The organism is Thermococcus sp. PK (assembly GCF_000430485.1).
Taxonomy (GTDB): domain Archaea; phylum Methanobacteriota_B; class Thermococci; order Thermococcales; family Thermococcaceae; genus Thermococcus_A; species Thermococcus_A bergensis.
The window spans coordinates 28,075-39,684 of the sequence record NZ_KE387145.1 but is presented as its reverse complement, the minus strand read 5'-3'; the positions used below and the strand labels follow the sequence as shown (position 1 = coordinate 39,684).

The 11,610-nt window shown below is 46.0% G+C and carries 12 protein-coding genes and 2 pseudogenes; 11 read left to right on the top strand and 3 right to left on the bottom strand.

Annotated elements, in window-relative coordinates; translation table 11 throughout:
* A pseudogene (locus THEPK_RS00230) lies at positions 1-578 on the top strand (RNA-guided endonuclease TnpB family protein); the annotation flags it as partial.
* A gap of 54 nt (positions 579-632) precedes the next feature.
* Positions 633-1,193: pseudogene (locus tag THEPK_RS00225) on the top strand (DUF257 family protein); the annotation flags it as partial.
* A gap of 18 nt (positions 1,194-1,211) precedes the next feature.
* Here THEPK_RS00225 and serS read toward each other — a convergent pair.
* Genes serS through THEPK_RS00210 form a run of 3 tightly spaced genes read right to left on the bottom strand, consistent with a single transcriptional unit; the run spans position 1,212 to position 4,095 of the window.
* Positions 1,212-2,579, bottom strand: coding sequence for a serine--tRNA ligase (gene serS / locus THEPK_RS00220; RefSeq protein WP_042696855.1), 1,368 nt, complete (start codon positions 2,577-2,579; stop codon positions 1,212-1,214).
* A gap of 52 nt (positions 2,580-2,631) precedes the next feature.
* Positions 2,632-3,834, bottom strand: a complete 1,203-nt coding sequence (locus THEPK_RS00215) for a molybdenum cofactor synthesis domain-containing protein (protein WP_042696852.1) — start codon at positions 3,832-3,834, stop codon at positions 2,632-2,634.
* A 57-nt stretch (positions 3,835-3,891) separates the two neighbouring features.
* Positions 3,892-4,095, bottom strand: a complete 204-nt coding sequence (locus tag THEPK_RS00210; RefSeq protein ID WP_232194493.1) for a hypothetical protein — start codon at positions 4,093-4,095, stop codon at positions 3,892-3,894.
* A 146-nt stretch (positions 4,096-4,241) separates the two neighbouring features.
* Here THEPK_RS00210 and THEPK_RS00205 point away from each other — a divergent pair, with 146 nt between their 5' ends.
* The 9 genes from THEPK_RS00205 (at position 4,242) to THEPK_RS00165 (ending at position 11,610) form a co-directional block, all read left to right on the top strand.
* On the top strand, positions 4,242-5,015 hold the full coding sequence (locus THEPK_RS00205; RefSeq protein ID WP_042696843.1) for a RuvC family protein: 774 nt from the start codon (positions 4,242-4,244) through the stop codon (positions 5,013-5,015).
* Positions 5,012-7,531, top strand: a complete 2,520-nt coding sequence (locus tag THEPK_RS00200; protein WP_042696840.1) for a CDC48 family AAA ATPase — start codon at positions 5,012-5,014, stop codon at positions 7,529-7,531. Before THEPK_RS00205 ends, THEPK_RS00200 begins: the two co-directional genes overlap by 4 nt.
* Positions 7,532-7,605: 74 nt before the next feature.
* Positions 7,606-7,911 carry a PRC-barrel domain-containing protein gene (locus THEPK_RS00195; RefSeq protein WP_042696837.1) on the top strand — a complete coding sequence of 102 codons (306 nt, stop codon included), beginning with the start codon at positions 7,606-7,608 and terminating at the stop codon, positions 7,909-7,911.
* A gap of 440 nt (positions 7,912-8,351) precedes the next feature.
* A complete protein-coding gene (locus THEPK_RS00190; protein ID WP_052315857.1) occupies positions 8,352-8,732 on the top strand; it encodes a DUF2178 domain-containing protein in 381 nt (126 codons plus the stop codon).
* Entirely contained in the window at positions 8,733-9,032 is a 300-nt protein-coding gene (locus THEPK_RS00185) for a DUF2178 domain-containing protein (protein ID WP_042696831.1), read from the top strand.
* Between the two features lie 2 nt (positions 9,033-9,034).
* Positions 9,035-9,247, top strand: coding sequence for a helix-turn-helix transcriptional regulator (locus tag THEPK_RS00180; protein WP_042696828.1), 213 nt, complete (start codon positions 9,035-9,037; stop codon positions 9,245-9,247).
* Positions 9,234-9,593 (top strand): hypothetical protein, encoded by a 360-nt coding sequence (locus THEPK_RS00175; protein WP_042696825.1) that lies wholly within the window; start codon positions 9,234-9,236, stop codon positions 9,591-9,593. Before THEPK_RS00180 ends, THEPK_RS00175 begins: the two co-directional genes overlap by 14 nt.
* Complete coding sequence (locus THEPK_RS00170) at positions 9,590-10,339, top strand: ABC transporter ATP-binding protein (protein ID WP_042696822.1); 750 nt, start codon at positions 9,590-9,592, stop codon at positions 10,337-10,339. Before THEPK_RS00175 ends, THEPK_RS00170 begins: the two co-directional genes overlap by 4 nt.
* Complete coding sequence (locus THEPK_RS00165) at positions 10,336-11,610, top strand: ABC transporter permease (protein ID WP_042696819.1); 1,275 nt, start codon at positions 10,336-10,338, stop codon at positions 11,608-11,610. Before THEPK_RS00170 ends, THEPK_RS00165 begins: the two co-directional genes overlap by 4 nt.

Here is an 11,610-nt window from a genome sequence, read left to right as displayed (position 1 = left end):
GCTCAACAAGTCCGGCTACAAGACAAGCAGGAAACTGAAAAGAATGTATCAAAAGGCCAAAACTACAGGCGAGGCACTACATTAATACTGCAGTCAGGCAGATTGTTGAAGGGCTTTACGAAATGGGCGTCTCTACGATTGTAGTTGGTTATCCAAAGGGCATTGCGAGAAATTCTGAATGGGGTGAAAAGCAGAACTTCATCCTCTCCCACGTCTGGCGGTTCAATACAGTGATTCAAAGGCTCAAGGAAGTTGCTGAAGAGTATGGTATTGAAGTTGAGCTTGTTGATGAGGCTTTCACCTCAAAAACCTGCCCCGTCTGCGGGAAGCCCCATAAAGGGGCCCGTTTCGTCCGTGGTCTTTACAAGTGTCCCGCAGAGGGGCTCGTTTTTAACGCAGACCTCGTTGGGGCGTTCAATATCCTAAAGAAAGTTGTGAAAACGATAACCCCGAGCCTTTCTGCTCTTGCAGGAGGTAGGGGTAATGGGGGGAAGACCCTCCCCGAGGGGTCGAAGACCCGCTTTAACTTGGGTCTAAATGAAACCCCTCAAACCTCCCTGCCAATGGCGAGGGGTTAACTCGTTGGAACCCTCGCCCTTCACGGCGGGAGGAGGTCAGTTAACTGGAGTAAGAAAAATGGGTGGGAAGTGATTGTTGTAGACGTCCTTGATACGTTGAAACCTTATAGGGAGCACGCTGAGCTCAGCGGAATTAGTGCAAGTGTTTTGGATGAGGTCGAAGTCATCAAGCTTGGGGGCAGGGTTGAAGTTGGAAATGTCATTGAGAGAATTTCTGTAGTTGAAGAAAGTGCGATGGAAAAAGAGCTTGCAAGACTGTTTGAGGATATATATTCAAAAAGAAACGTTATTAATGCCACTGTTGGCATAGAAAAACTCTTTGTACTGTATTCCGGGTCTTTAAAGGATGTTTTAAGCCTGGTTGATTTTATGGTGAGCTTTGTGGGTGATAAGAGAAGAAAGTCGGTCTTCTTCCTAAACGTTGATATGGTTGAAAAGGCTCAACCTACAGTACTCCCAATGCTGGAAGAGTTTGCTACAACCGTGATAAGAACAGAGAAAAATAAGTCTTTCACCAAGTTTGAGGTTCTCAAATCCATAAATCCTGAGTTAGAGGTGCTTGAAGAAGAAATTAGTGTGGATGATTGTATTGAATTTTTGAAAAAAACTGAATGAAAAAAGCTAAAGCAAGGACTAATCCTTGCAGCACTTTTCTTTTTTCTCTACCGGCACTATTTCTTTAAACCCTGTGTAGGGCCAGAGAGCTTTTGGTATCTTTACTGTTCCATCTTCCTCTTGGAAGTTTTCTATTATTGCCACTATAGCCCTTGATGTAGCTATTGTAGTTGAGTTTAGTGTGTGAACGAAGCGCGGCTTCTCATTTGGCTTGTCCCTGAACCTTATGTTTAGCCTCCTTGCCTGCCATTCCGTACAGTTCGAACAGCTTACGACCTCTCTGAACTTTCCTTGTGCGCTCATCCACGCTTCAATGTCATACTTCTTTGCCGCAACGTAGCCTAAGTCTCCGGTACATATGTTAACAACTCTGTATGGAATCTCGAGGGCTTGAAAGATTTCTTCCGCATTCTGGAGGAGCTTTTCGTGCCATTCCCAGCTTTCTTCTGGCCTTGAATATACGAACTGCTCAACTTTATGGAACTGGTGCACCCTAAAGATTCCCTTAGTGTCTTTTCCGGCTGTTCCTGCCTCTTTCCTGAAGCACGGGCTCACTCCAGCGTAGAGGAGGGGCAGGTCGTTCCCATCAAGGATTTCGTTTGCGTGAAGGCCAGCAAGTGGGTGCTCTGCTGTGGGGATTAGGTAGAGGTCTTCTCCTTCCACCTTGTAGATTACGTCCTCAAAGTCTTCAAAGGCCGTAACTCCCTCCTCAATGTACCTCCTGACCATATATGGTGGTATTACAGGGATAAATCCTTTTTCAATGAGTCTATCGAGGGCAAACCTTATGAGTGCAAGGTCGAGAATGACGATTTCGTTTAAGAGGTAGAAGAACCTTGAACCGCTTACCTTTGCAGCCCTCTCAAAGTCCGCTCCTCCCAGTTTTGGTAAAAGGTCAGCGTGAAGCTGGGGCTTCCATTCAATAACTTCATGCTCCATCTTTCCTTGGGTCTGCTCTAGAAAGCTCTCCAGGTGGCCTTTCCAGACTCTTGCTTTGCCCCAGAATTTTATTGGGACGTTTTCTGTGTCGTCCTTTCCTACTGGAACGCTTTCATGGGTTATGTTTGGAAGGCGCCAGAGGTAGTAGTCTATTTTTTCCCTGATTTTGTTGTTTTCCCGTTCGAGCTCTTCAATCTGTCTAACTATCTCTTCACTCTTTGCTAGAAGCTCATCTACAGGCTCTCCAGCCTTTTTCCTCTTACCAATTTCCACCGCAAGCTTGTTTCTTTCCCTTCTGAGGAGGTTAATTCTCTTCAGGTTTCCTCTCCACTTCTTGTCAAGCTCAAGGATCTCATCTATCCATTTGAGCTTCTCTAGCTCTCCACGCTTTATCAGGTCTCCCTTTACCAAATCCGGGTTTTCACGGATGAGATTTATGTCGAGCATTACTTTCACCTACCCCCAATAACGATTGGGTTATTTAAAAGCTCTTTGGAAATTAAAAGCGGAACAAAATAACATCCACCTCTTCCCCTTCATCCAGTATCTCAACGTTCTCTGGAATCTCGGCAAACCCATCGGCCTCTATAAAGCTTGTTACTGCTCCGCTACCTTTAAGAATTGGCCTTGCAATTTCTCCCTCAATTTTAACCGGTAAAAACTGTCTTCTGCCTTTGACGGAAAACACCTTATGGGCAAGTCTCTTTTTAATTCTTTGACTTTCAAACTCTCCGCCTAGGAGCTTCCTGATCAGCGGTGCCACAAGAAGGGTGAAGTTCGTTAGACAAGAAGTTGGGTACCCGGGAAGCCCGAAAATTGGTTTACCATCTATAACTCCGATTATTGTAGGCTTGCCGGGCTGTATGGCTATTCCGCGTACTTTTATCTCTCCAAGCTCCTCTATTATTGAGGCAGTTAAGTCTCTTGTTCCTCCACTAGCCCCTCCAGACAGAATTATGATGTCATAATTGAGCCCTTCGAGTATCTTTTCTTTTAGTCTTTTCTCGTCATCCCCTGCTATTCCGAGGAAATACGCTTCGCCTCCGAGCTCTCTAACGGCATCACTTATAGCTCTTCCGTTGATATCGTAAATCTTCCCGCGTCTGAGCTCTTCTCCGGGTAAAATAACCTCATTTCCAGTGCTGATTATTGCAACTTTTGGTTTTGCAAATACCTTTACTCTGTTAACTCCTACAGCCGAAAGAAGAGCGGTTTCCTTGAAGCCAAGTTTTGCGCCCTTCTTTAGAAGAAGCTTTCCTTTGGGGATATCCACGCCAGCCTTCATTACACCCGCTTGGGGATACGTGGGCTTGGTGATTATTACCTCATCTCCCTTCCTCTCTACTATCTCGAACTCTATTACAGCGTCAGCTCCTTTTGGCAACACCGCTCCAGTTGAGATGTATGCGGCTTCTCCTTCGCCGAGCTCAATTTGAGGCTCTTCCCCGGCATGAACTTCTCCAATTACCTTAAGAACTATCGGATTGCTCTCACTCGCGTTCCATGTGTCCTGACTCCTCACAGCGTATCCATCAACCGTTGCCCTATCAAAGGGCGGCACATCTATAGGGGAGTTTATATCCTCCGCAAGAACTCTTCCAAGAGCGTCTTCCAGGGCAACTTCTTCAATTTTCGGCTCAAGTGGCAGGGAATCAATGATTTTCAGTGCTTCCTCAAGGGGAACAACCTTCAAAAATGCCATTCCATCACCCAGATAAAGAAGGAGAAAAGGATTAATAAAATTGTTGGATGAGAGGGTTTACCACTCTTCTTCCTCGTCCCAGTCTTCGTCCCAGTCCTCTTCAAAATCTTCCTCCCAGTCTTCCTCTTCCCATTCTTCTTCATCCCAGTCCTCATCCCAATCTTCTTCCCACTCCTCTTCCTCTTCAAAGAGCTCTTCTTCCTCTTCGTAGTCTTCGACTTTCTTCTTAGGAGGTACCATATTTCTCACCTCCGCCCACATAGAGGCATTTTTATCTCTGCGGCTAAGGTTTATAAACTTTATCAAAAAAATTTTCGGTTTTCATAGCCCTATTATAAAATTCGGGGAATCTCTTTCTTTTTTGTGTTTCCTTAAGGTTTTTAACGTTTTCACATGATTTATCAATCATGAGAGTTGCAGTTGTTACTGAGAATGCGAGGGTCTACTATCTTGCAACAAAGGTCTTGCGTGAGTATAAAATCCCTTTTTACAGCCTTAAGCTTACTGATGAAATCCCCTTTGATGTGGAAGTTGTCTTAACGAGCACGGAGGAGTACGACAAAATCAATTTCCCAGTCAAGATAGCGGTTGTAAACGAGAACTTCATAGATGAGCTGCTGGCGAGACTTGAAGGGAGAAAAAGGTTTAAGAACATATACATTGCCATAGACCCCGGGGAAAGGCCGGGAGTGGCTGTTGTTGCAGATAATAGGGTTATTGAGGTTTATCACCTCAGGAATCCCAGGGACATTAACACAATCCTGGAGCTTTTGGAGAAGTATCCAAAGGCAAAAATTAAGATAGGGCACGGGGCAAAGAGACACCGAGTATTGATGCTTAAAAGCCTGGCTGCAGTGCTTGGTGAGGAATTCCCTATCATCCTTGTAAATGAGAGGGGCACGACTCCAAAGGTTGGAGGGATAGAGGTTTCCCAGGTGCAGGATATAGTTGCCTCGATAAACATAGCTTTAAGAGACGGAAGAGAGGTTAAACTGGGAGAACTTATTCATGCCGGTGAACCTACAAAGGGGGAAATTGAATACATAAAAACCCGGAGCCGCGAATTGAGTGAGGGTAAGATAACAATCTCTTCACAGCTCGCGAGAGAGGTTGCTAGGGGCAATTTGACCCTGGAAGAAGCAATTGAAATTCACAAAAAGAGAAAAGGTGGTAAAAAATGATTTTTGGGAAAGAGGAAACTGCGAAGGAAATAAAATTGAGGGTTGCTGAGGCGTTAAAGCGAGATGTTGGCAGAGGGATAGTTAGGTTCGATCGAAAGTACCAAAAGCAGCTGGGCGTTGAGCCTGGAGACATAGTAGAGCTGGAAGGAGAACGGAAAACAGCAGCGATAGTTGAAAATGCTCATCCCGATGACAAGGGGCTTGACATAATAAGGATGGATGGATACATTAGAAGAAACGCAGGTGTCAGCATAGGGGATTATGTTACGATACGGAAAGCGGAAGTTCAAGAGGCAAAAAAAGTCGTTTTGGCACCTGCACAGAGGGGAGTCTACCTCCAGATACCGGGAGAATTGGTTAAAAGAAACCTCCTTGGAAGGCCAGTCGTTAAAGGAGATCTAATTGTGGCAAGTGGTAGAGAGACGGAATTTTACACAGGTTCACCTTTTGATGAGCTGTTCAGGGGCTTCTTTGAGAGCCTTCCTTTGGGATTTGGCGAGCTTAAGTTCATCGTTGTGAATACTAATCCAAAAGGGATCGTTCAGATAACCTACAACACCGAAATAGAGGTTCTTCCACAGGCGGTGGAGGTTAAGGAAGAGAAAGTTCCTGAAGTCACCTATGAAGACATTGGTGGTCTCAAAGAGGCTATCCAAAAGATTAGAGAAATGGTGGAGCTCCCTCTGAAGCACCCGGAGATCTTTGAAAAGCTCGGCATTGAGCCGCCTAAGGGTGTTTTGTTGTATGGTCCTCCGGGTACTGGTAAGACTCTCTTGGCTAAGGCTGTGGCCAACGAGGCTAATGCTCACTTCATTGCAATTAACGGTCCAGAAATCATGAGCAAATACTACGGAGAGAGCGAGGAAAGGTTGAGAGAAATCTTTAAGGAGGCAGAGGAAAATGCCCCGAGCATAATCTTCATTGATGAGATTGACGCAATAGCACCAAAGAGAGAAGAGGTTAGTGGAGAAGTCGAGAAGAGAGTTGTCGCTCAGTTGCTTACCCTAATGGACGGTCTCAAGAGCAGGGGTAAGGTCATAGTAATAGCCGCTACGAACAGGCCTGATGCCATTGACCCAGCTCTCAGAAGGCCGGGTAGGTTTGATAGGGAGATTGAGGTTGGTGTTCCTGACAAGCAGGGAAGAAAAGAAATCCTCCAAATCCACACAAGAGGAATGCCAATTGAGCCCGACTTCAGAAAGGGAGAAGTTAAGAAAGTCCTTGAAGAGCTTAAGAAGGACGAGAAGTTCAGAGAGGCAGTTGAGAGGGTGCTTAAGAAGATAGACGAAACTCCCGACAGAGACAACGAGATTAAGAAACTACTTAAAGAGGCTGACGAGGACGGAAGGCTCTACGAAGAAGTGAAGAATCGCTTAATTGACCTCCTCCTCGAGGAGCTTGCCGAGAAGACTCATGGATTCGTTGGTGCTGACCTCGCAGCACTGGCAAGAGAAGCCGCTATGGTCGTTCTAAGAAGGCTAATAGCTGAAGGAAAGATAAACCCTGAGGAAGAAAGAATTCCGCCAGAAGTGCTCCAGGAGCTTAAGGTAACGAGGGCTGACTTCTACGAAGCATTGAAGATGATTGAACCCTCGGCTTTAAGAGAAGTGCTCTTAGAGGTTCCGAACATTAAGTGGGAGGACATCGGTGGCCTTGAAGAGGTTAAGCAGGAGCTCAGAGAAGCTGTGGAGTGGCCTCTCAAATATCCCAAGGCCTTTCAGAGGCTTGGCATTACACCACCAAAGGGCATTCTCCTCTATGGTCCTCCAGGAACCGGTAAGACCTTGCTGGCCAAGGCCGTTGCTAACGAAAGTGAGGCCAACTTCATCGGCATCAGGGGGCCAGAGGTTCTCAGCAAGTGGGTTGGAGAAAGCGAAAAGAGAGTAAGGGAAATCTTTAGAAAGGCCAGACAGGCTGCTCCAACAGTGATATTCATTGACGAAATTGATGCAATAGCCCAGGCAAGGGGAAGCGACGTTAACAGAGTCATGGACACGTTGCTCAACCAGCTGCTCACGGAGATGGATGGTATTGAGGAGAACAGTGGTGTTGTGGTTATTGCTGCCACGAACAGGCCTGACATTCTTGACCCAGCCTTGCTTAGGCCGGGAAGGTTCGACAGGCTTATCCTCGTTCCAGCACCTGACGAAAAGGCAAGGCTTGAGATTCTTAAGGTTCACACGAGGAGGGTACCTCTTGCAAGGGATGTTAGCTTAGAAGAGCTTGCAAAGAAAACCGAAGGCTACAGCGGTGCAGATTTGGCTGCACTTGTTAGAGAAGCAGCCCTAATTGCCCTTAGAAGGGCCGTTTCTATAACCCCGAAGGAGCTCATAGAAGAGCAGGCAGAGGAGTTCCTCGAAAAACTCCGCGTTTCAAAGAGGGATTTTGAAGAGGCAATGAAGAAGGTCAGGCCAAGTATAACAAGGTATATGCTTGATTATTACAAGCAATTTGAGGAGAGCAGGAAAGCTACTGGAGGAGGAGAACGTAAAGAGGTTGACTACTTCACCCTTTGACCTTTCATTTTTAGAAAAGATTTTATAGAAAAAACGCCATTTTTTATCTAGGCAAAAAGTGGAGGGAGACTAAGATGGTGAAAATTAAGGCATCAAAGCTTAGGGATATGGAGATTATAACTGACACTGGAATAAGACTTGGATGGCTTTATGATTTGAGCTTCGACGAGGAAACTGGAGAAATTCTGGTAATTGTTGCCGAGCCAGATGAAGATTTAGACACTAGTGAGTTTGTTACCGATCACGAGGGTCTTCTCCTTATACCTATGAACGCCGTTAAGAGCATCGGAGAATTCATAGTTGTAGACCACAACAAACTTGCAGTCAAATCAAAGATTAGGAGGCTTTCGACAATAAAGGAGAAACTTCAAGGGCCTTGACCTTCTCTACCTCCTCTAATTTTAAGAATCACCGGTGATTGCATGGAGATTAAGCGCTGGGGCGTTTGGATATCTGCTTTTGTCTTCATGATTTTATTTCTGACCTCCTCCCGTCGTTGGCGAGGGGTTAACTCGTTGGAACCCTCGCCGTTCACGGCGGGAAGGAGGTCAGCTTTGAGATTTCTGCTCCGATAATAGCTGCATTTTCCGTGTGAAAGTTAGCGAGCAGTTATGGAACAAAAGAGTTCGAAATCCTCAGTAGATACTTCTTTGTTGTAGTGCAACTCTTCGTATATTCTTCTCTGGCTGCAATGCTTTACTATTGGCTCAAAAAGTAAGAGAGACTTTGAAATATTGAAGTTGGGAACAGGTGTGTGGGAAAAGGCTTATAAGGCTGTAAAGGAAACTTTACGTAAAGGAAACTTTACATGGTGAGGAAGATGAGCAAGCTTGTACACCTTCTACCGCTGGTTGGTATTATGGCAATGGGATGGATAATGGGTTGGGCACTCCCAGAGGGAAAAGTTGAAGTATCCGTGGTGGTTTTTGTGCTAGGAGCGTTTTTCATTTATGGCTATTATTCAGTCCTTGAAAAGAGAGGTCATGTCTTTGAGGACGAGCGTACAAAAAGGATAAGCGAAATTGCCGCAGTAAGAACCATTCAAATTGTAGAGGTAGCTTTGGCTATCGCTATGATAGTTCTTACAGAAAAGCTGAGTGATCCGAAGTTTGCGGGGGCTTTTGCTGCCATAGGACTCACACTTGCTGGGGTGCTTTTCCTACACCTCATTCTAAGGCATTATTACGCAAGGGTGATGTGAATGAACGAATTGCTCATCGTTGCAGTTATCTCCCTTATTGGTGGAGCTCTTCTTGGAACTTTGATGACGAGAATTATGCTTCGAGAAATAGGGCTTCCCGCCGATGAAAGAGCGAAGGAAATAGATAAAAGGACTGCACTTAAAGCTTTGGAGCTCGTTATGATTGTGGACATCATTTTATTATTTTATCATTGGTTTGTTACAAAAAACAGCGATGCTAGGGACACAGCTTTGATAATCTTCATGGCGATATTCTTTAGCATCTGGATCTTTAGAGCATACTACGCTAGGAGGATGTGAGCATGAAGAACCGTCTCCGCGAGTTCAGGGAAGAGAGAGGACTAACGCAAGAGGAGCTTGCCAAAGCCCTTGGCGTCACGAGGCAGACTATAATAGCCATCGAAAAGGGCAGGTACGACCCCTCCCTTAGGCTCGCGTTCAAAATCGCTAAGTTTTTTAACGTTAAGATTGAAGACATTTTCATCTACGAGGGTGGTAAAAATGAGGATAAGTGAAAAGGTTGCCGGCGGAGTGCTCTATGCCCTTGGAGTAATACTTGCAATTTTGAGACCTCCCATGGATAGGGCCGCATGCACGGTGCTTCCGGGTGGGGAAGTCTGCGAAGCTATTAACCCGTTCTTCTTCGTACTCGAAATCGGGCTGGTAATTCTCGGCACCCTCTTGGTCGCCCTCGGCTACCCATTCAAAAACGCCCGCCAGCTTAATGGGTGGCTTGGAGTGGCGAGCGGGCTTGGAATAGCTTTCGTTGGAGGCTATGCCGGGCTGAAGGAGATGGTTATTTTCGGGGCGGCACTTGCGACTCTGGGGATAATCATCTACAAGCTGGGGGGAGCCCGATGAAGGCAGTTCTCGTAGAAAACCTTGAGAAGGACTACGGAAAAGTCAAAGCTCTCAAAGGAATAAGCTTTGAGATTAAGGAAGGAGAGATCTTCGGCCTCATCGGCCCGAATGGCGCAGGTAAGAGCACGACGCTCAAGATCCTGGCAACTTTGTTGACCCCAACGGGAGGGAGGGCTGAAGTTTTTGGCCACGATGTAGTTAAAGAGGGGGATGAAGTAAGGAAGCTCATAAGCTACCTTCCGGAGGAAGCCGGGGCTTATAAGAACCTCAAGGGGATTGAGTACCTCCAGTTTATGGCCAAGCTTTATGCTAAAACGGGAAAGAGTTATGAAAAGATGCTCGAGCTTGGTGTAAAGCTTAGCGGTCTTGGAGATAGGCTGAACGACAAAATATCCACCTACTCAAAGGGTATGACGAGAAAGCTTTTGCTTGCGAGAGCTTTGATGGTTGAGCCCAAGCTTGCTATTCTGGATGAGCCGGCAAGCGGACTGGACATAATAAACGCGTATTCCATAAGGCAGACGATAAAACAGTTCGCAAGAGAAAAGGGAATAACATTTCTAGTTTCAAGCCACAATATGCTCGAAGTGGAGTTTCTCTGTGATAGGGTTGCTCTGATAAACCGCGGCATGATAGTTGAAATAGGCACTCCAAAGGAGCTGAAAGAAAAATACGAGGCGGAAAACCTCGAAGAAGTCTTTATGTCCATAATCGGGGGCAAACAAGCAGTGGAGGTGTTTGAATGAGTGACTTCTGGATACTTGTAATGAAAGAGCTCAAAGACCTTCTGAGGGATAAGGGGCTTATATTTGGCATAATAATAGTTCCCCTGATCATATATCCCGCCTTGGGGCAGATGATGCAGGTAGGCTTTGAACAGGCTCAAGAGGAAACCAAGGTTGTGCTGGTGAACCTTGATGAGGGGCAGTACGGCGATCTGCTGATCAAAGCTTTAGAAGCCGCTCCCAATGTAACCTTAACCAAAATAGAGGCTTTGAGCGTTGATGAAGCCCTCCAGAAAGCTCAAGAAGAGAACTACAACATGATCGTAATAATCCCGCAGAACTTTTCAAGGGCCCTAGAGAACAACCAAAAGGCTCAAGTCGAGGTGTACGGCACAATCAGAGGAATAAGCGGAGGCATGAGGGAAGCGGTAAGCGAAGGTAGAATAAACGCTGTACTGACGGTTCTCAACGAGTATCTCGCGAAGCTAAAGATACAGCAGAACATGGAAGGCGACCCTGAGGCTATTTTGAAACCAATAGACGCAAAGAGCTTCACCGTAATTAAAGGGCGTGTTGTAGCCATTCCGCCTTCCTTGGCAGCGAACCTCATAACGTCCCAGTCTTTTTCTATGCCTATCGTGATATTCATAATGATAATATTAGTTGCTCAGATGTCCGCCGGGAGTATGGCTATGGAAAAGGAGAACAAAACCCTCGAAACCCTCCTAACTCTGCCCGTGAAGAGGATAACTATTGTAGCTGGAAAGATGGTAGGGACGGCTGTAATAGGTATAATAGCAGCAATAGCTTATATGATCGGTATGAGGAACTACCTCGGAAGCTTGACTTCCTCTGCTCAGGTCGGAATCACCCTTGAAGAGCTTGGACTAACGGTTACCCCACAAGGCGCGGCACTTTTTGTGCTTATAATGTTCCTGGCGATGATATTCGCCCTGAGCTTTGCAATGCTGCTTGCGGTTTTTGCCGAGGATACAAAGAGCGCAAACACCGTGGTAAGTGCAGGAATAATGCCGCTGACGTTTCCTACGTTCATCCTCATGTTCGCAGACCTGGAAACTCTGCCTCTGGCAATCAAATACCTCCTGCTTGCAATTCCTTTCAGCCACCCGATATTGGCTTCCAGGGCAATGCTTATGGGGGAATATTCCACTATGTATGCCAGTGCAGTTTACCTAGGAGTCCTATCGGTGCTGATGTTGCTTATAACTGCAAGGTTCTTTACAACAGAAAAGCTCCTCACAGCAAAGCTGAGACTTAGAAGAAGGGGGTGA